10 protein-coding genes and 1 pseudogene are annotated in these 20,991 nt (G+C 58.1%); all 11 read right to left on the bottom strand.

Going from position 1 to position 20,991, the window contains the following annotated elements; genetic code table 11:
- Nucleotides 1-24 precede the first annotated feature (24 nt).
- Nucleotides 25-876: a hypothetical protein gene (locus OKW43_RS42270; protein WP_429454820.1), complete on the bottom strand. Its 852-nt coding sequence runs from the start codon at nucleotides 874-876 to the stop codon at nucleotides 25-27.
- Nucleotides 873-1,628: a hypothetical protein gene (locus OKW43_RS42265; RefSeq protein ID WP_429454819.1), complete on the bottom strand. Its 756-nt coding sequence runs from the start codon at nucleotides 1,626-1,628 to the stop codon at nucleotides 873-875. The genes OKW43_RS42270 and OKW43_RS42265 overlap by 4 nt, the downstream gene beginning before the upstream one ends.
- A 126-nt stretch (nucleotides 1,629-1,754) precedes the next feature.
- Nucleotides 1,755-5,081, bottom strand: coding sequence for a Swt1 family HEPN domain-containing protein (locus OKW43_RS42260; protein WP_429454818.1), 3,327 nt, complete (start codon nucleotides 5,079-5,081; stop codon nucleotides 1,755-1,757).
- A gap of 5 nt (nucleotides 5,082-5,086) precedes the next feature.
- Entirely contained in the window at nucleotides 5,087-7,978 is a 2,892-nt protein-coding gene (locus tag OKW43_RS42255) for a DUF1156 domain-containing protein (RefSeq protein WP_429454817.1), read from the bottom strand.
- Nucleotides 7,975-11,553: a helicase-related protein gene (locus OKW43_RS42250; RefSeq protein WP_429454816.1), complete on the bottom strand. Its 3,579-nt coding sequence runs from the start codon at nucleotides 11,551-11,553 to the stop codon at nucleotides 7,975-7,977. Before OKW43_RS42250 ends, OKW43_RS42255 begins: the two co-directional genes overlap by 4 nt.
- Before the next feature lie 269 nt (nucleotides 11,554-11,822).
- Complete coding sequence (locus OKW43_RS42245) at nucleotides 11,823-12,113, bottom strand: type II toxin-antitoxin system RelE/ParE family toxin (protein WP_429454815.1); 291 nt, start codon at nucleotides 12,111-12,113, stop codon at nucleotides 11,823-11,825.
- Nucleotides 12,110-12,418 (bottom strand): type II toxin-antitoxin system RelB/DinJ family antitoxin, encoded by a 309-nt coding sequence (locus tag OKW43_RS42240; protein WP_248558713.1) that lies wholly within the window; start codon nucleotides 12,416-12,418, stop codon nucleotides 12,110-12,112. Before OKW43_RS42240 ends, OKW43_RS42245 begins: the two co-directional genes overlap by 4 nt.
- 448 nt (nucleotides 12,419-12,866) lie before the next feature.
- A complete protein-coding gene (locus tag OKW43_RS42235; protein ID WP_429454814.1) occupies nucleotides 12,867-13,412 on the bottom strand; it encodes a hypothetical protein in 546 nt (181 codons plus the stop codon).
- Between the two features lie 335 nt (nucleotides 13,413-13,747).
- A complete protein-coding gene (locus OKW43_RS42230) occupies nucleotides 13,748-16,396 on the bottom strand; it encodes an ATP-binding domain-containing protein (protein ID WP_429454813.1) in 2,649 nt (882 codons plus the stop codon).
- A 214-nt stretch (nucleotides 16,397-16,610) separates the two neighbouring features.
- Complete coding sequence (locus tag OKW43_RS42225) at nucleotides 16,611-19,622, bottom strand: TrlF family AAA-like ATPase (RefSeq protein ID WP_429454812.1); 3,012 nt, start codon at nucleotides 19,620-19,622, stop codon at nucleotides 16,611-16,613.
- Between the two features lie 380 nt (nucleotides 19,623-20,002).
- A pseudogene (locus tag OKW43_RS42220) lies at nucleotides 20,003-20,960 on the bottom strand (SOS response-associated peptidase family protein).
- Nucleotides 20,961-20,991: the final 31 nt, after the last annotated feature.

Genomic DNA, 20,991 nt, shown 5'->3' with positions numbered 1-20,991 from the left:
CGATTCAAGGTAAGTTTCGACACGTTACGCAATAGCCACCACCGTACTCGCCGCATCGGCGACCGTATGAACCTCACGCAGTTCGATCAGCCGCTGCTCGGCTTCCTGTTGAAGCTCAATCACGTTGGACTTCAGACGATCTCTTTGATTGTCGCTAAGCGTAATATCGTCCGGGGACGGCGTACCAAACACCAGAACCGCCGCCAAGGAAGTGTGGCGCTCCTTCGCCAAGGCAAGCTTCCACATCTTGGCGCGTGCATCTTCCATGCCCTGATTCTGTTGGGCCGGGCGCAAAAGCCCAAACTGGGCCGCAAGGCGGGGGGTGAGCATCGCAAAGCGGACAGGTACTCCGCCATCCACCAGCACCGCCTCACGGTTGAAGTACATGCTGAGCTCAGGACGGAGCATCTGGACGGCTTCTTTAACCCGTGTTGTCCATTGCTGGTTGACTTCCTTTTCGGGCGTGGGAAGGTCGTCGGACGTGGACGCAGGCTCGTCGGCAATCACGCTGAGACTGCAATTCATCAACACGACCTGTCGCAACAGGTCTGCTTCGCTGCTGGCCCAGGTCGGACGCGATGGAGCGAGAGAAAAATTCGTCAGGGGTACCGCGGCCAGCGCCGCCTCCCAACCATGGGCATTGGCGACGGTGGAGAGCGCTTCAAGCACACCGTCCAACATTCTCAATACACCGTCGCCCGCTGCGCCGTACATGCAGCGTAAAACGTCCGGACGAATGAGGGGTTTTGCAAGGAAGCGGTCGTCATACTCGAATAGAGCCGCCACGTTGATTCGCTCTCCGGAGCCATAGACCGGCTCCCATCCGAGTACGCTGTATCGTGCATTGGTGCCTACAAATGCCTCGAGAGAACTCATGGTTGTTGCCTCGCGAACAAGGGGGACATCGAGTTGGCCGTCTTAGTCGCGAGCGAACCCAGATTGCCTTGAGCGAGCGATGCGAAGGTAGCCCGATGTTGCGTAATGACCGCAGGTACCGACGCGAACTCGGCGTCAATCATTTGCCAGACTGCCGAGCCAGCGCCCAGCAGCGCCTGCTGTGCGAGTGCCGCGCTCGTACTCGCACTTTGGACTGCGGCGACGAGCGGCGGCTTGAACTGGTTAGTCGCAAAGAATGCGAGGCGGTTTTGGCGCATAGGTTGAATTCCGAGAGTACGCTCGTGGTCGATGATGGTGAACTGCATGCCATTCCAGAGCACGTTGCCAGGATTGCGGTCACCATTGGCCACCAATTCGTCAAACGAGATCACTTGGCCAACCTGAGACCACGCCGAAAGGATGCACGCCAAAGCTTGCATTTGCGAAGCATCTGCGTGTGTTCCGATCCGTAACGCGCCGGACAGGCTTGGATATCCGGCTTCGCGGGCTCCAAAACAAAGCGTGTTATCGCGCGGATCGGTGATAACGAGCGGCGTCAATGTTGGGAGGCCCAACGCATCGCCCAGCAGTGCACACAGGCACTCTGCAGCAATTTCGCGGTCCCCGGCCTGTTTAACCACGCATCGCTGCGAAAGACCCGCAACACTCACGACGGCGTAGCTGGCCCCGGTGATGCCTTCGCCCACAGGAACCAATGTGTGCGGAATCAAGATGCCTTGTTCGATTTTCACCGCGTTCTCCTACTTCTGCCAATCCACGCTGGCCATTGATGGGCGTTTTCAACTGATTCTTGAGCTGGCCACAGCTGGTCGAGCAGACTGAGCTATAGGGATTACCGATGTTCCGGCAACGGCCCGCTACTCCTTTTCGAACCCACTTCCCGCTGCAAACTTCAGCGTTCTGCTGTTCTCGGTCACCGTACGGACTACCTGATCTGGAGCTCCGTCCGGAATCTCGGCGTCCACCTCGATGGTTACCGTCACGGTCGCGCCTACCAAGCCGGCGAGGTGTGAGATGACCTCATCCGCAATTCGGCTAGCGTCACGGCCAACGCGGGTTGTATCGAGGACCGCGGTACCGTGGAAGCGTTTAGCTTTCCCTTGTGTCGGTGGATGCTCGTTGGGCGGAGTGGGTCCTGGTCCTACGTCTCCGCCAGGAGGCTGTCCGGGTTCGACAATCGGATCGGGCACAGCGCGTTCGGCGTCGAGCTGTCTGCTCGCGACACCCGGCTTTACCACCAGTTCAGGTGCATGAGCGTCGGCGAGCGTCACCATTTGTCCACCGCGCAAACCCCTGTAACGACTGGCTCCCTCATCGAAGCTGTCGGCATAGCCAAAGCCATCCTGAGCCCACGTCAACAGACTCACTCCGTCCCGGATCGCGTCCAGCAGCACCGTGGAATTGCTGAGCCGGGGCAAGTAGAGATAGCGCGCAAAGTCTTCGACCAACTGTTTCACGGGCACATGATCGCCACGCCAAAGGGGAATGCGATCAAGCTCCATGCGCAAGCGGGTCGGCGCAAAGCTGGTCAGATAAAGCTCATCCGTGCGCAGCTTTTTGCTGGCACGTACGGCCAGCGCATCCTGCCCCGACAGCCGCAGCGCCTCCCATGTGACCGCGCCCTGCGGGCTGTTTTGCATTGGAACTAGGAGCCACTGGTATGTCTCAGGAAGCCTCGCCGTTACCGCGCTGTCGGCGGCAGTCTTCTGGGTCTCGGCTTGGGTCACCTGATATGGAGACAGGTTGAGCTGTTCCTTCTCGGCCAATATCGACGCCCACGCCAAATACTTGCGTGCCGCCTCGTCCAGGTCTTGCAAGCGCGTCTTGTCCGCAGCCAGAAAGACCAGGGTATTGCGGAACAAGCGGGGTGTGTTCCCGCGGGTTTCCAGAATCGCCTTCGCGGCGATTTCGGCAGCGCTGTTGGCCTCTTTGCTGTACGCGTGGCCGACGCCGAACACCACTAGACGCGCATCCAGATCGTCCGGCACATCCGCTCCCGATTGCGGCATGGGGTGGATGCGGTTGAAGTCACCCGTTCGCACCAAGTCCTTGCGCAGGCGCTGCTCCAGCTCGTGCGCCACCTTGTCCGGATCACGTTTGAACTGTTCAGCGCGGTCTTCCGCAAGTTTTGTGACGGTTGGCTGGGTTGAGTACCAGTAGTGCGGCCCATCCTGATAAAGATAGGTCGCCGCACCGGCCATGCGGCGCAAGGCATCGCCAAACACTGCGGGTGATTCCCCTGGCATTACACAGCCTAGCTTCACCCGTCGATCCTCGATGCCTTTGTGGGCGGCCGCAGTGGTCGGCGCCGATCCCATATAGATGGCGCGCGCCACACGACGACAAGCCGAGAGCTTGCCCAGATTGGGCACCTCGCTGTCCAGCCGCAACGGCAGTGAACTCGGGCCATCAACATCTTTCTCGATCACCGGCACCCAGTTATCCGACAGGTAACGCGTCAATTCGGACTGCACGCGCGGGTCATCTAATGCCACGTTGCCCGGGAGTATGAGCGGGTTGCGGTCGCCTTTTTCCCACAAGCTGTGAATCACCGCCGCCATCAGGCGCAGCACGCCACGCGTGCGCTGGAATTTCACCAACGTGGACCAGTCGGTGTAGAGGCGATCGAAAATCTCCGGGTGGATCGGATACGCCATCTTGATACGCTGCTCGTAGTCGGACTCCCTGCACTCCGGTGGAAACTCCGCTTGCTGGGTGGTATAGAACTCGGCGAAAGCTCGAGCCACCACATCACGGTCCTTGAACTGCACAGGATCAGACAATGGTTGAAACAGCCGCCGGCGGACGATTTCGAACCCCTCCTCAGCTGTGGCCGGGCGCCATGAAGATTCGACGCGCCCCACCACGTTGCGCAGCCGGTCCAATGCCTCACGTCCACGTGTTCCGCCCACCTCCACGTCATCCGCTTGGGTATGGGGAGAGCCGGACGTGTCAGAGGCCGGCAGGCTGATCACCAGCAGACAGTTCTTGGCCAGCTTGGCTGACTCGGTCAGTATCTGGGCAAAGGTGAATTGCGTCTCGAAGCCTCCGGCCGGCAGGTCACTTTGGTCATGGAGCTGGCGTGCGTAAGCTACCCATTCGTCAACCAGAATCAGACAAGGACCGTATTCGTTGAACAGTTCGCGCAGCACGTCTCCGGGACTGGTGGCATTTTCATCGTCAGCTTTGATACGGGAAAACGCTTTCTTTCCGCCCAATTGCCAGGCCAGTTCGCCCCACAGTGTTCGGACCACTGTACCGTCGGGTTTAGTGGACGGATTGCCCGGCGAGATTTTGTTGCCCACCAGCACCACCCGGCGGGCCGAAGGAATCTTGCTGACTCCGGCAGCTGCCATTACCGTATCGATACCGGCCAGTTCGGTCGGTGCAATCCCAGAGAACAGGTGGTAGAGCGCCAGCATCGAGTGTGTCTTGCCGCCGCCAAAGTTGGTCTGCAACTGAACTACAGGGTCGCCGCCGCCCGCCGTTAGACGTCGAACCGCGCCCGTCAGCATCTCCTTCAGACTCTCCGTCAGGTACGTGCGGCGGAAGAATTCCACCGGATCTCTATACTCTGGAGTGCCCTCGCCTAGATGTACCTGCCAGAGATCGGCCGCGAATTCGGCTTGCTGGTACCGACCGCTGGCTACATCTTCGTGCGGCATCACGACTTCACGCCAGGGTTTGAGGGTGGCCGTCACGCCGCTTTCGATCGCGATACCTGCTGACTTGCGCTTGTCGCTGCGTGCCTGCTCGTCAAAGCGCACCCGCAACAGTTCCATCTTCATTTTTTCAACATCGTCCGCCTCAGTTGCGGAGACGGAAGAAAGCAAACGCCCCACGGAATCAAGAGCTCGGTAAGCATCATCACTGGAGAACGGTTCCTGATGCGCCCAGCTGTTGCGTACAGCCTGGATCTCGTTCACCAGACTACGTTCCGTCTTGCCGAGAATCTGGCGAAACACATCGTTCCATTTGCGATCCATCACCACCATCAACACGGCGATATCGTTGAGTGACTCATGTTTGCCAACGCCGAGGCGGGTGTCCGACAGTACGTCTTTCACCTCAAAGGCCCAACTGTTTCCGTATTTTGATTTGAATTCGCGCTCAACAAACGGCCCTAGGCCGGCTTTCAGAAGTTCCAGTCCTTTGCCGACTCGTTCGTGATTCGTGATTGCCATGCTGTCTATTCCTGATTAAACATGTCGTCGGTTCCCACGGGAGCAGCTTGAGGCGTTTCGGTGGCCAGTCGAGTAATCTCTGGCCAGCTTTGCACCAGACCGTTGTATGCCATGGCTTCAGCAGCTCGCTTCTTGCGTTCGCACAACGAATAGAGCCGATAGCAGAGTTCGCGTGCGGTTTCGGCCAGGTTACCGAGCTTTGCTACGAGCGCGGCTGCTGCGCCTTCGCCGCCGGCCTCCAGCGCACGAATCAGTTGGTGCACCATTTCCCACACGGTTAGACGGGTATCGGTTGTCGGATCCCAATCTGCAGGAAGTTCAGCGGGTTTGAGCAACCGCACCTTGCCTGCCTTTGAAATTAGAATACCGGCCTCAACCAGGCCGGCTACAGCCGTATTCTTGGATTTGGAAAGCTGTTCCGCGACGCCATAATCGCCCTCCGCAAAACCCGTCTGCTCGAACCATGTGAGTGCCCATCGGCTGTCAGCGTCAAAGTCCCCTTCCTGCTCGGTCAACGCTTCGTCAAGTGTCTGGTTGATCAGGGCGAGCGCGGCGCGTACCGAGAGGGGCTTGCCTTCGGCATCGAGCACTCTGGAGTAGCGCGTATAAACTCCCATTCCTGGCCCGATTGAGGCTTGTGCGAGATCGACAGGGGCGATATTACCGGCTTGCAGATGAGCAAGTGCTTGCGGGAGTTCTGCCTTTAGTGCCGCTACGAACTCTCGGCGTGTGGCCGCAGGCGCGTTTGTCGCGCGCTGTCGACAGACGAGAACGATGCTAGAGGCTAATGCATTGTTGCCAGAGCCGATCATGCGGTTGCCCAGCTCCGTGCGTATCGGCCAAGTGCCGCTGATCGCAAAACCAGCCTCGATTATCGCGGCCAAGAACGTGTCCCAGCCGGTATTTGTTGTACCGTCCTGAGTATCTGTTTCCGCCTGCTTAAAGGCGTAGTAAATGGTGACGGGAAAGGCCGGGTGTGCCTGCTCAGCGAGGCGGTGCATCGCTTGGGTCATACCTGCAAGAAAAAAAACTTCAGCTAATTCTGTACTGCCATGGCGGTATGGTGTGGCCACGAGTTCTTCGGCTTTAGGCACTGCGAGAGTTGCAAAAAGATCGGGAAATGTAGGTTTTAACGAGTGTCGCAGCCACACATAGAAGAAGTCCGACAGATCAGCGTAGCCAATATTGTCGTAATAAGGCGGATCAGTTGAGACCACCTTGTCGCTTGCGACCGTTTGGCGACCTGCGTCCGCGTGAGTGGCAGAACCTGCAATCATGCCGGGAAATAAAGCGATTGCACGAACAATCCAGTCCAGTGAAACAAGATAGTTTCCTGAAGAAGCTGAAAACGGATTGCCCTCGGCAAAATCCCATGTCATGGGGATCGCCTGCCGCGAGAAGACGTGGCCGATACCAAGGTTTTTTGGGTCCGAGCGCCACGTGCAAATATTCGACCAATAGTCCGCGGATTTGCTGACGCCGAAACCCAGAAAAATGCTAATTGCGTCGGCATACGCACATGCGCCCCTACCCTCAGCAGCAAGATGTTTCCCATCATCTGTCATCCCGGCCGCAATAGCGTCGTTCTTTACGCGCTGCCGTGCCTCCTGTACCAGGTCGGAGAATGTTGTGAGAGCAACAAGCTGGCGGGAGGTGAAGAGATCAGCAAAAGTAGTAAGCCCGTAATTCGGCGTTTTGAAGTCGCGCGGATTTACAGGCAGCATTAGGTCGGGCTTCCACTCCGGCTCCGCTGAGAGGGCAATCGACTCCATCTCTTTCGTTGGCGCAAGAAAAACTCGACCGCGATCTCCCTCGGCAACGGTTGCCATCAAACGCACTCCCATTCGCCCGGCCTTTCCCTCTTCACGGATGTAATCGTATGTGATGGGTACGCCCGACATCAGGCAACGGAACGCCGCTCGCTTGCCAACGGAAGTTCCAAGTTTCGCTTCGTTGAAGTTCACCGGTTTGCCTGCCATCACCGCAAATCGATAGTCACCGTCGGCGATTGCGGGTTCAATATAGGACTCCATTCCACTCTTGGTAGATAGCATAAACGTGGTCGCGAGCGGCACGTCTATGTTGGCAAAGGCGGGGTTCGGACTTTTCACAGTCCTTGCCCATAGCCAAGCAATAACAGTGAGGCTTTGGCCTTGGTATTTGTTGAGGTCAGGCCGTTCCTTCGCCATTGCCGTCGTGACCTCGACTTTGGGATAGAGGTGGCCGATACGCTTCTCTGCTTCGTCGCGGATCCATTGCCCGTAGTAACGCACGTCTTCGGCCAGCCCCTGAGGGCCATCCCAACTTTGATCCATTTGGGATCTTTGTTTCTGCGCAACGGGATTCACTGGCGGTTTGCCGACAAATTTCGGCGGGACCTCAATCATCGCCTTGTTGATCAACACCGCCACTGGGTTGAGGTCGGATGCATGACTCTCTAACCCGAGTCGCTGCGCCTCGAGCGGAAGCGCCCCGCCACCCGCGAAAGGATCGTGAAATGCAGGAAGCACGTGGCGGTCGAATAGCTCTTTCGATCGTGGATGATCGGCATTCTCAGCGCACGTGTAACGCCAGCTCTGCCATATTTCATCACGCGCCTGCTGCAACACGGTCTGATTGGTGGTGTTCTCCCACTTCACGAGTTCCTCAATAATGCTGAACAAACGCTGCCGTTCTTTCTCTTGCGCTTCTTCAGTTTTGAAGATGTCCGGATGCGCGGACGGATCATCGACCATCTGTGAAAAAATTACTGCCCGCGCGGCCGCAAGAGGCCGCCGCGCCCACCACAGGTGCAGCGTGGACGGATGGCCATGCCGGATCGATTTCTCGCGCGCACTGGCCACGTTGATTGCCTCCAGCGGCAACGCGACTTCGATGAGTTTCTTCTTATAGGTCATGATGGGGCGTTCGATCTGGCGATTAGTTCTGAAAAGTCGTAGTTCACACTGGTCACCCCGAAGTCCGGCTCGCGCTGAAATGGCTGACGCAAGTAGTGGGGCTTATGAGTGTCTTCGCCGGTAAATTCGACGATGGCGAGTATGAAGTCTTCCGGCTTGTTGAGTGAGTAAAGTATTTCGTTGCGCGTAACCGTAATGGTCTGAGCCCCGGACACGCGTCCCTTCACTTCGATGAAGCGCAGCTTGCCTGTGCCGGGAACTCGGCTTTCAATGTCGTAACCGAGCTTTTCAAATTCGCGGTCGGTCGGGTCGAAGCCGAGACTACGTTCGATCTCCATGACGATAGCGCGGGCGCGGGCGGCATTGACCTGGGTATCCACCGGCGTCGTTGGCACGGTTGAGGCGACCGTTGCCGGGCCAGTCATGGCATTGATCAACCCCATCGGTATCACCAGTAATCCACCCAGCACGACGGGCGGTAGAGGCGAGAGTTGTGCTTCGAGCTTCAGTTCTTCGAGTCGCTTTTGCAGCCGCCCTTGCAGGAGGTCAGCGCGCTTGCGCGCTTCGCCGGAATTGAGTTTGGCATTTGGTTTCCCGGCCTGCTCCTGCAGCTTCAGTTCCTCGGCGCGATGGTCCCAGTAGGTGATTTCCTTCGTGAGTCGCTCTTTTACCGCCGCCTCGGTCTTGGCGATGAGTTCGAGCTTGTGCCCACGCACTTCAGCCAGATGTTCCGGCACAACGGTGGCGATGGCGTAAACCTGCGCCTTTTGTTCCAGATCGCGACTTATCCACTCGCATTCTGGCCGGCCGAGGATGGACTCGACTCCCGGTTCGCTCGCTGCCAAGGGGCGGTAATCAAGATATGGCGCATAGTTCACGTGCCGCGTTGCCCCTTGAGCATCCTGCTCGACATAAAGCATGCGCTTGGATACAACACGTCGTTCGCCTGAACGGGCGAGGCCGGCATCCTGAACGACGTGTTCCAGATAGAAAACTACGCGCGGCAACATACCGGGGTCCCGTTCGTCCACCAGCACGGTGCCACGTTTCAGCAGATCGCTATTCCGCTCCAAAGTGAGGTCGATGACGGCATCGAGCAGCGGGTGACCAGGGCAAACAAATGCTGCAAGCGGCTGACCCTGCGGCGCCACGAGCGATTTTTCGAAGGCGATGCGTTCATAACGCGGCAGTACAGGTTCGCCAATGCCGATGAGACGATCGCGGTTGCGCACCGGCGCGGGTACGTGGGTGATTTCGTAGCGTCGGGTTTCACGTTGCTTGGCGGTGCCGCCGATTCGTTTGAAGGCCTCATGGAAGAACGATTCGATGTAGTGGGGTTGCAGACGCCGCGCGTCGGCGCGTTCCATGTCTTCGCAGATACGCTGTACCTGGCTCACGTCCATCGCGTCGCGAGCCAGTGCGCCGTCGTCGAGAAGCTGCTGAAGATGGTTGCGATCGAGCGCGGCATTAAGCACGGTGGTGAGATAAGCCTTGACCTCGGGTTTTTCACCGTGGCGGATGGCCTCGATCAGCAGATCCCGCAACGATCTACCCTCAAACTGAAGCTTGCCAAGGACATCAAACACCTGGCCACCCAGCGCCTGACGCGCCTGTTCAAGCTTTTCCAGCAGCTTGAGATAGACGTCGCCTTCACGTGTACCGTCTGCTACCAGATTCCACAGGTGGCACACTTCAGTCTGCCCAATACGGTGAATGCGGCCGAAACGTTGTTCGAGTCGGTTCGGGTTCCATGGCAGGTCATAGTTAACCATCAGGTGCGCGCGCTGGAGGTTGATACCTTCGCCTGCTGCGTCGGTGGCCAACAGCACTTGCACTTCCGGGTCGTGCCTGAAGGATTCCTGTACCTTCAGGCGCTCCTCGCGGCCGATGCCCCCGTGGATGACAACGACTGCCTCCTTACGGCCAAGCAGCGTGGCGATTCGCTGCTCGAGATAGTTAAGCGTATCGCGGTGCTCGGTGAAGACGACCAGCTTTTGGTGGGGGGACGGCTTGGGCGGGGAGACCGCGCCCGCGCCCAATTCGGTGACATGCTGACCAATAGGCCCCGTGGTAAATATTTCACTGAGCAGACTGGCCAATTCACGCCACTTCGTATCAGTGCCGCTGCGGCGGACAGCCATAGCATAGCCTTCCAGCCCTTTCAGGGTTTCGATTTCGATACGCAACTCGGCGATGGAACGAGCTGCGGTAGCCTGATCGAGAATTTCCTCCTCGGCGGCTTCGACTTCAGTGTCGGGCGCTTCTTCCAGATCCTCAACGTCCTCACTATCGAAGGCTGGCAAAGAGGCGGCCAAGATGGGCATCGCCTGTCCTCCACGGTGAAGGACCTCCAATTCTCGCAGCCGGCTCTCCAGACGTTCGCGCCGGCGCCGGAGCGATTGATAGATAGCCTCGGGCGACGAGGCAAGCCGCCGCTGCAGGATCGTCAGCGCGAAGCCGACGGTGCCAGCGCGTTTGTCATTTTCAAGTGCTTCAGCACGATTGAATTCCTCGCGCACGTAGTCCGTGACGATTTTGTAGAGGTGGGTTTCAGCGTCCGACAGCATGTAAGGCACCGTATACGCAATCCGCGGGGGGAACAGCGGCGTGCCGTCGAACTTGAGCAGACTTTCCTTGACCATCCGGCGCATGAGGTCCGACACGTCTGCGATATGCACACCGTCCCGGAAACGCCCTTCGAACCGATCACCGTCCAGAAGCGCCATGAAAAGCTGGAAGTCCTCTTCCTTGCCGTTATGCGGCGTTGCCGACATCAGCAGGAAGTGCCGGGTCAGGGTCGAGAGTAGTTGGCCCAGCCGATAACGCTTGGTGTATTTGGCTTCACCACCGAACATGGTGGCGGACATCTTGTGTGCTTCGTCGCAGACCACCAGGTCCCAGCGGCAATCGGGCGTCTGGAGCTTCTGCTGCACATCTTCGTTGCGCGACAGCTTGTCCAAGCGAGCAATCACCAGGTTGGTTTCGAGGAACCAGTTGCCGGTCCGCGCCGCTTCCAGCTTGTCGTTGGTCAGGATTTCGAAGGGCAGGTGAAAGCGCCGATAGAGTTCGTCCTGCCATTGTTCGGCGAGACTGCCTGGGCAGACGATCAGGCAGCGTTGCAGATCGCCGCGTGCGATCAGTTCCTTGATAAGCAATCCGGCCATGATGGTCTTGCCAGCACCGGGGTCGTCCGCCAACAGGAAGCGTAACGGCTGACGCGGCAGCATGGACTCATACACAGCTGTGATCTGGTGCGGGAGCGGATCAACAACGGAAGTGTGCACCGCAAGCACCGGGTCAAACAAATGTGCAAGCCGGATGCGCTGGGCTTCAGACACCAGGCGGAAGAGGGCGCCGTCGCCGTCAAAGCTCCACGGCCTGCCATGTTCCACCAATTCCAAGCGCGACTCATCGTGCCGGTAAAGCAACTCGTTGGCAACCTTACCGGACGCCGTTTTGTAGGTAAGCTCCAGCGCCTCAGACCCGAACCACTGGACATTCACGACCGTCACCAGCGCATCGGGGACGATGCCGCGGATGGCGGCGTTGGGCTTGAGTTGTTCGAGCTTCATCATCGGCAGGATTTCGTCATTTTTTGATTCCCGGCAAGCTTCGTATTTTTCAGCATGGAGCCGACCATGAGCAATGCAACTGTCCTGAATGGGGGCCGCTTGCTTACCTGCCTGTTGGCGTGAAATAGCGGCCCTTCAGCAGATCACAATTATCCTCGGGTGTCAGTGCATCAGGGATGCGCCGTATCGTTGTGCCGGGGAAGACTCGAACTTGCGGCGTCGGCTCGTAACCGGTCAGCCAGCATACCGATTTTGCCGGATAGTACTGGACGTCAGTCCAACATCTCGTCTGGCCATTGCTGTGCGCCGTGCAGCACGCGCAGGATGCGCACGGTGTCGCCGGTGATGCGATACGCTGCGATGTACGGCGTTCGGCTAATGACCAACTCGCGGGTGCCCTCAACACGACCAAGGCGGCCCGTCTCGGGGAACTGGAGCAGCTGGCAGACCTGGGTGCGAATCCGATCATCCACGATAACGGCAGCACGCGGGCTGTCTTCTTCGATGTAATCGAAAATCTCGTCCCGATCCTCTAGCGCGCAAACCGACCATTCAAGCCTCACGCATCACCCTTGTCAGCTTTACGAAGGGCCGCCGCGCGACGTTTGGCGAAATGGGCTTCTACCTCATCGTCCGGAACAGCCGGCCGCGGATCGGCCAATGCCTCCTGTACCTTCGCGCGGAACCATGCGTCATGTGCGGCAGGATCAGCAGCGAACGCGAACGGCAGCGCCCCTTCGTTCGCGACGCGCGTCAGCAGGATACGCACCGCATCCGAGACGGTCAGTCCCATGTTGTCGAGCACTGCGGCCGCGCGCTCTTTCAGCACGGGGTCGATGCGCGTCTGTACCAATGCACTCGCAGCCATGGCGATTACTCCTCTCGGTAGCTCAGTTTCTGCATTGTAATTCAATTGCATTACGCATGGTATCACAACACGTATGAGCCACCTCGATCGACTCTCACACAAATGCTGCATTTTGCGACGTTGTCGGGCATCCGCGCGATCAGGCCCTTTATTCTCTGTGCGTGAACTGGCACGGGCTCGATACGCGGTGCCGTCAGGATCCGGATTTTCCGTACGCGAAGCGGCGGCACATCATTATGGGGAGCGGCCCAGCGTCAACTCGTTGCTTGCTCGATGTCCATGCTGGGGAGTACCTCAGTCCGACGACAGGTCGATGCTCAAAACGCGTCAGATTAGAGTCACCTCCTTCGTTCGATGACGTTGTTTCGTTGATCTTCTAGACCCCAGCCTGATGGATTTGCCACTAGCGTACGGAAAATCCGGATCCTGACGGCACCCCCGTTTGTGCTCACTGCTCTCCGCGCAACAAGGCGGTGATATCTTCGACGCCGGCAACGGAAAACACCGTTCGGCGCAGGTGCATTACGTGCCCGTTCACGTGGTGTCGAAACGTGGCAAGTTTCGAAACAGCCTCACAAGTCATTTTGGCGGCCACAGCAACGTTCCATGCGCTGTCAAAGACGACCGCGACCAATAAGTCGAAGTCTTCGCCGGCGAGGTTCCTGATGACGCTCAGTTGGGTCGATGAGTTATCAGCGGTGACGCGACGGGCCTTGATCTGATATCGAGTGCCATTCGCATCGGTGGCGTCAAAGCCCTTAACCGACTTCGCTGCGAGCTGTAGTCCGAGCTTCGACGAGACCAGCCATTCAGCGTAATCGCCAGTCGGATTATTACCTGAACGGACTACACCACGTCGCCTCAGTTCATCGAGTGCCGAGCAATGGGTGGCCAGCAAATCGGCGATCGACAGTCCCGGATGAATGACGGAAGGCATTACGACAATGCATTTCTCCTCAGCGGCGACCGTCATATCAATAGGCTGTTTGCTCACGTGCTTTCCCTCGGCGTCAACACCTTCGGATCTGCAATCTCGTACCAGCCGGTCCGGACGGCGCGGAGTACGCTTCTTGCCGACGCAGTCTGTCACATCGACTTCGCTTGCGACCGCGTCGCTGCGTATCGGTTAGCTAGGTGCCGCGGCGACATCCGACCGCTGGCATCCGCGCACGACCAAAGGCGATCGCCGGCGGAATCGTCAATCTCCCCACGCATCGCAGCGCGGACAGCGTCGAGCCCAGGTACATACGGCATGGCGCTCTTCCTACGAATGTTTGTTGGGCAATGTACCGGTTTATACATGCTCGCATGCCTTGTGTCGATGCCCGATCAGCCCCACTTCGGAACGAATAACGTTCGGAGCGGATGCAACCGCTCCGGCAGGCTGCCCTCACATACCATGCCCAGATACGTGGCTGCCCGCGTTGCACCGACGTACACGAAGCGATCAAAGATCTCGGGCTTTGTCTCGGCCAATGCGTCTACGCCAACAAAGAACACGGCCTCAAATTCCAGCCCCTTTATGTGCTGCAGATCAAACACCCGAATGTCTCCCTCATCACCTAGCACTTGCCCATCTACGCACGCGACAGCGCGCATGCTGATCGTTTCCAACTGCCGGTTCAGCGCTTCAGCCATCGGCTTGACCTGGTCCTCAGACGGCACGAGCACTGCGATGCTCGGCATGTCCTTCACCATCCTCTCGATTTCCTTGATGCGCGCCGACAGCCAAGGTGGGATGTCCTGCCCTCGCAGTTGCTCCCCCAGCACGGGCGGAACACCCTCGTGGTTCGAGTGCTCTGGTAGTTGCGCTTGGGCTGAGAGATCCCCGTCCATGAGCGTTAGCAGCTCTAAAGCGAAACCGTTGAGCTTTCGGCTTTGGCGGTAAACGGTATTGATGCTGGAAGCCTCCAGCTTGGCAGAGATCCATTCCAGTTGGTCACGGCTGCGAAGGCCATAGCCGGTGACGCGTTGGTTGAAGTCCCCGCACGCGAAGAACGAGCGGGTTTTGAGGTCCGTCAGGGCCTCCATACAGGCCAATTGCAACACTGAAAAGTCTGTAGCCTCATCCACTAGCACTTGTTGCTGCAACAGCCCCGCCACCCTCTGAAGTTCGGCAAACTTCGCCTCATCGAATCGGCGTTGCACAAAGCGCTGGAGCATCAATTCGCGCGCGGACCGAAGCATCATCAGCAGGATGGCGTCCAACTCAGTAGCGTCGATGTGCGCCGGGGATTCTGGCCGCTGGTATTCGAAACTGCTCTGAGAAAGGCACTGGCGCCGGAATGCCCTGTAGCTGGCAGGCACATCCAAGACGTATCGCTTCCACGCGTTGCGGTAGCGCCGCAACGCATTCTGAAGGGTCATCTCCTCGCCAAGCTCTTTAATGCGCTCATCCCCCGGTAGCCGATCTCCCAGCCACTCCAGGATTCGCGCAGCACGCGACGCTTTGCCAGGCCGACGGCCTTTGAATCGGCTCCGGGCATACGATTGCAAAAAGCGGCGGTACGCCTGAAAGGCTTCATGCGCGGCATTGCCACTTTGACGCTGCACAGCTTCTTCGACACCATCGTCATCGAACTCGTTCTCTTCGTCTTCCTCTTCGTCAGGTTGGTTCAGGGAGTCGAGAAATGTGGCCAATTCGTTGAAAACTGACTTGTTCTGGCGGAACAGTGCGCCGCCCTCACCGTCGATCCACAAGTCTGTCTTCTTGCGGCTTTCCTCGAGCAGCGGCGCGAGGACGTCTTCCAAATCGTGGAGCTCGGAGTAGACGCTCAGAAGCTGTCCACCATCCAGCGCCGGTAACAGTCTGGCTAGGCGTTGCACCAACTCGTCGGCATGTGCGGGAGACACCTCCTGTAAAGTTGTCATTCCCTGCCGCAATGCCTCTACCACCCGTTGTTGATGGAATGCGCGAAACTGATCGAACCAAACGCGCGGATCCTGAACCACCGCGGACGGCAGATGCTGGCGCTCCTCTTTGAGAATCAGGGTGCCACCGCTCGTGGTCTTGAGGATGCCGAAGACCTGGCGAGCGAGTTCATGACGCCGCTTGCTCCAGGTCTTAATTCGGTCATCCGGCGCGGCAATACCTTCGCGGCCGAAAGCCTCTTTCAGATAGTGCTTGAGCAACTCCGACGGCGTGAACATCACCCATCGGCCACTGAAGGACTCACCTCTGCCCTCTCCATCAGCGCTGGACTCCAGGGCGAGCTTCTGGCCCAAACGCTTGATCAGGGTCGTAGTCTTGCCGGTGCCGGGCGGCCCCAAAATGATGAGCTGCCGTGCAAGCGGCAGGCGAAAGATCTCGTCCTGAAACTTGTCAAGTACCGCTTGATCCCGCAGTGCCATGGCTGTACGGATTTGGTGGGTCAATCCCTCGACCACATTGCGATCCGCTTCGCCTGACGCCAGGAACGCCATGAAGCCCCCGTCGTTTGCGGCTGGGCCAATTGTCGCCCTGAGGGACCGAATCGTCAGCGGAACTTCAGATTCCCTGTGCCAAACAGAAGGTGTCGAGTCCCAGGCGTGCTGGTCTTTGTAAGGTCGCAATTCGAGCCTTTCCAGCACACGCAGCCACACGCGCCGGTTGCCGATCGCAAACTCTTCCTCGTCTCCTATGTCCAACGAGGCAAGCCGTCCCAAATCCGATCGGTAACTTGCGAGCTTAATGCCAGGGACAGCGATGCTCGTAGTGCGAGAGATGTAATAGATATCCGTCTGACCGTCAGAATCCTCCACAGCGACACGGGCGATCGACGGCATCCTCATCAACGCCAGGAGGTCGCGCGCTTTGCGGTCAGTTATGGATTCCAAGTTGTGCAGAGCCGCGTTACCCGTCAGTGACTGCAGTACCGCCAGACTACTGCTCAGGTCCCGTTGGCTCGTATTTTCCAGCTGCTCGTGCGCTAGTGTCTCCACCCTTTCGAAGGCTTCGAGAGCCTCATTGGCCAACACCTGAATTCCATTTTTGCTCACAAAACTCTCCTCGATTCTTTTTAGTAGCTATCGACCGCAGTGCTCCTAGCAGCTCGCTCGAATCATAAGTAAGCCCGCTTGAAAGCGGCCACCGGCGAAGCAGGATGTGTAACGTGCCGAACAAAAATAATGTTGTATAGTGCCGCGATCTGCGATGAGGAGTGGCGCTTCTGAGCCTACCCGGATTACCGATCGTATTCGCCGTGAGAGACTGTTACTTGCTCTTTGGCGCTTCGGTCGTCGCCTGTCCTGCTACAGTCTCATCCCAGCGGAAGCGGTAACGACGCTCGCGCTCCAAGAACGCGCGGTTTCCGCCTTCGAGGATGTTGCATACAGCCTGCCGAATCTCGTGGTTCTCCAGTGCGCCGGCGCGATAATTGATAGCTGGCAAGCCCTCCCCACTCACGCGCTCAGCCGAGGCGACGATCACTTGGTCCGCATCGGTGTTCACAACAAGGTTGGCGTTGTGCGTGACAAGAATCACTTGCCGGCGCTTTCTGGCCTCTCGGAAATGTGGAACCAGCTCGTCGTAGACGGACTGCGGATCTAGATTCTCCTCGGGCTGGTCAACAATCAGTGGGCGCCTATCCCTCTTGTCAACCGCTAGATACAGTAGCAGTAGCACGATGCCTCTGGTGCCCGGAGATAGGTTCTCGATCTCCACGCCGTCGAATTCAATCCCGTACTCAACTTGGATGTGGCTGGTGTCATAGAGCCATGCCGCGATTTCTTGTACGCGACGGCTTCGATCTTCCATGCTCAAGGCCTTCGGAATGGAGTTGGTCAAATCCTTGGAGAACGTCTCGCGAAACGACTCCATGGCGCTCGCCACGTCGTCGGGCGTCCCTTTCGTCCAGGCCCTCAAGAGATAGCGCTCGGCCTCCTGCCTCAGGGTGCCCTTGCCGCGCAGCTTGTCCGCGACACGCAGATCGATGAACCCTTCGCCGGTCCCTGCCCATGCGTCCAGAGAGACACGCCGCTTCACCACGACCTCGAGTTTGGCCAAAGCGCCAGAGACTCCCTGCAACTCATTTGCCAACGGGGCATAGAGCTTCTGGAGTTGCGCCTCCTCATCTATGAAAGAGGCGAATACATCGAGGTAAGCGGACCGCCTCGTCGTGATCAACTGCTGACGGCGGGCGTCGGCTCCCTCCGCAGCTGTGATCTGTGCGCCCAACCGTTTCAGGGCAACTTCTTCCGCGCGCACCTTACCTTGTAACTCGTTGTACTTCTTTTGCTGCTGTGCATCGATGCCGACTTCCTTGCGGAGCGCTTCAAGCTTCGTCGTGATTTGGTTCAAGGGCCACCGCTCGAGTGGCACGTTCGTAAGGTCCACAACTGCCGCTGCATCGCCTCCCCTCACGCGTTGGACTGCCGCGCGCACCTCCTTGCTCTTAGCTGTCAGGATCGCGTTGACGTCACCCGCGAATGCGAGCCTGAAGGCTTCCCATTCGACATCTGATAGCCCTGCTTCGGAGAAGGCCTCTCGCATATCGTCCCATCGCGTGGGCTCTTCATGCGTCAAAAGATCGGCCGCCGCCTGAGATAGATCGTTGATCTTCTGCTGTTGGAGGTTCAGCCCTTCGACGCGCTGCTGTATGGTGCGATACGCAGTCTCCGTTTCGGACAAACGCTTGGCCCGCTCCTCTTTTCCTTTCGGAATGAGTGCATCGGCTTCCTTCTTCAGTTTCCCGATTTGCTCCAAACTCGCTGTGTGCTTAGTCTTCAGGCCGGCGAGGCTCCTCTGGCTAATGTCTTCCGTTGCGATTTGCTCTGACAGCCGCTCAATGCGTTGCCGCAGCGCGACCTGTCTGGAGCGGATCGGTTTCAGAACAGTATCAGCAAGCGCCCTGAACGTGTCAGCCTCCAGCCTGTCGACCGGATCAATGGCATCAAAAATTACCCGTTCGATCTCGCTTCTGAGTCCCCTCGCGAGGCCTGACGTCGAACATAATTGATCGACAAACTGCTGCGAAAGATACCGGACTTGTGGAATGGGCTGCTCATCGTCTTCCAATTCCACCCTCGGATCGAGACCAGTGTCCTCGCCGGTATCGTCCCGCCACTCCACGTGAACTGACGCATTCTTAAGGTAATTCGTGGGCTTCGATGCTCGCGACAGGAACGAGGAGTCGGCAACCTGGTCCCCCAAGGATTGGGTGCCGGCAGCCAGCAGTTCGACAAGTGCAGTTTTCCCTGAACCCCTCGCGCCGATAATCGTCACCAAACCCGGATTGAAGTCAATGCGATCCCGCTTCAGCCAGTCTGCTCCCTTCGGGCGCAACATCCGGATGGAATAGGATGCTAGACCGACGCGGGGACATTCGGGGCCGATCCATACACGTTCTTCAGGTTCGATGATGGCCTGACGCAACGTGTCAAAGTTGAGGTCCCCCTTGATCCAGCAGAAGCGGTCGTCGGCGGGCATGCCCACTTTTTCTTCAGCATGCGCGTCGCAACCATGCAAGCATGGCTTCAAAAAGCGGTAGGTCCTTTCAATAGACGCGCGATCCAGAACGCCCTTACCGAGCCAGTACTTCCGTGTATTGGGATTGGCCGAAAAAACAATGTGCGCGAAGCGCTCGATATCTTGGCGCGTCGCCGCGTAGGAGTCGTCGGCCTGCAAACCAGCCGTCCCGTCGACGCTCCCTCCTGATATCGCCACTAGGCAGTTTTGCTGCGCCCATCCATCTTTGAGAAGGTCCTTGAGCGCACTGAATTGGGTCTTGAACTGGTTGGCGCCGATGCGGATCGCTGCCGCATCATCGATCGGTTTGCCATGAAACGCTCGACCGAGTTGGGCGAGCTCCGATGGGGTACACGCGTATCGGCGATCCTGTACCTCGAAAGTCAGTTTCGAGAGCAGGCGCTCAATCTGAGCTTCGTGGTCGACATCGTACGGAGAGAATAGCAAGTGGATGTTTATTCCCTTGGCTTTCTCCGTCTTGATGTCTAGCCTCATCTCGACATTCGGAAAGATCAGGCCAACGTTGGGAAGGCGTCCCTGCTTCTTTCGCGCCACAACTTGTCGATATCCCTCGATTGAAAAATAGTCGGTGATGCCCAGTGCCCGGATCGTAGGGGTCGCCGATTCCAACCTGCAAAGGTAGCCTTCCCAGTCGTCTTTGTACTGATCGTTGAGGAGGGTTCCAGGTGCATGGATATGCGGGTCCCAGCGTTTCCACGAAGATCCGGTAAATTCCGCATTCAAGTTGTGATGCACCATTCGTCCCCCGCTCGGCAACGCCTTTGCCCAGATTGTTTAGCCAACTGCCGCTCTCCACGAAACGAATCTGAGGCAGAGCGCACGCGATCATTTTCCTTTGCACTGACGGCGATCGCTTCCCCCGTTTCCATTTCCGTCCCACGATAGTCTATTTGGCCGATTATGCGGATTGCATGAACGTGTTTTGAACATGGAATTTGCACCCAACGATAGTTAACGGCATCCACGCATTAATCTTTATCTAAAACCCCGTCCAATGCCGCGATAGCTTCCCGTCGTTCTCCGAATGCGAAAGCGCCTTGCGTACCGATGAGGACGGCAGCAATGCTCACCGTCGACGGGCAGCGGGCGTTCCGGTCCTTTCAACGATCCGTCTCTGTTCAGGCCGCCATGCGATGTTCGTAGTAAGGGCGGTGGCGATCGTTGAAGATCGCGTACTGTGCCGCAAGATTGCGTGGATCGGGATTGAGCCACGCGTCGATATGCTCCGGCGATGGGAATGATGCAGCGATCGTGGCCGGCGGCGGCAACTTCAGGGGGCGGTTCATCAGTGATGGCCGCGAAGGAGAGCAGATCAGGCTCGCCAGGGCTTTGCCAGTGCGACCACAGGCAGGCGACTAGCATGTCCTGAGCGGGCTGCGGCTTGAACTCCAGGACCACGCTTTCCTCTAGTTCGCCTTCAGCGAGATCTCGCCCTTCAAGGCGATGTCGTTTCACGTTTTCATAGAACGCATTCGCGACGATCAGACCGTGCGAACACCCAAAAAGTCCCTTCCAGAAGCCTTCCAGATTGTCGAGCCTGGCGTTGTAAAGTCCGGGATATTTCTTGTCGTAGAACGCAGGCTTGCCAGCCGGGCGACAATGATATCGCATCGGCTTGATGACGCGCTTGCCGTCTTCCATGACCATCACCGGAGCATAGTTACCGGGGAAAATTCGCGAATCGCGGTCTTTCAGTTCGATGCGCCGGAGATCGTCGAGTCCGCGCAGCGCCGACTCGATCTTGTTGGTTGCGATCCGTTTGCTTTCGGTGGCCGCTTTCGTCGTTTTGCTTTGAAGGGTGCGTTCCGCGTCGGCGAGCCGCGCGCGCTGCTTGAACAGTTCCTGCTCCAGCCTGGTTGCCTGCTCACCGTTGAACCGGTCGATCGCCTCCCTGATCCGGCGTTCCTCGTCGGTCTGGGGAGCCGAGAACGCGGCGTCCATCGCCTTCGGAATCTTGATGTTGCTGCCCTCGGCGCGTTCCCAGTACAGCTGTGCGAACTCCCGGATGCTCATGTGCGCGCCAAACATCCTGACGTACTTGCGGTAGTCCGCCTGGATCTGGGCTGAATAGCACATGGCGGCTCTCCTTGAAGGAAGGTGCGCGATT

Origin of the sequence: Paraburkholderia sp. WC7.3g, from assembly GCF_050436345.1 — a bacterium.
In the GTDB taxonomy this organism is placed as follows: Bacteria; Pseudomonadota; Gammaproteobacteria; order Burkholderiales; family Burkholderiaceae; genus Paraburkholderia; species Paraburkholderia podalyriae.
The sequence above is the reverse complement of the archived record's forward strand: the minus strand, read 5'-3'. Positions and strand labels throughout refer to the sequence as shown.

Excerpts from the sequence above, each read along its gene's own strand:
- OKW43_RS42255 (WP_429454817.1), bottom strand. The coding sequence starts at position 7,978 with ATGACCTATAAGAAGAAACTCATCGAAGTCGCGTTGCCGCTGGAGGCA.
- OKW43_RS42270 (WP_429454820.1), bottom strand. The coding sequence starts at position 876 with ATGAGTTCTCTCGAGGCATTTGTAGGCACCAATGCACGATACAGCGTA.
- OKW43_RS42250 (WP_429454816.1), bottom strand. The coding sequence starts at position 11,553 with ATGATGAAGCTCGAACAACTCAAGCCCAACGCCGCCATCCGCGGCATC.
- OKW43_RS42240 (WP_248558713.1), bottom strand. The coding sequence starts at position 12,418 with ATGGCTGCGAGTGCATTGGTACAGACGCGCATCGACCCCGTGCTGAAA.
- OKW43_RS42225 (WP_429454812.1), bottom strand. The coding sequence starts at position 19,622 with ATGGTGCATCACAACTTGAATGCGGAATTTACCGGATCTTCGTGGAAA.
- OKW43_RS42260 (WP_429454818.1), bottom strand. The coding sequence starts at position 5,081 with ATGGCAATCACGAATCACGAACGAGTCGGCAAAGGACTGGAACTTCTG.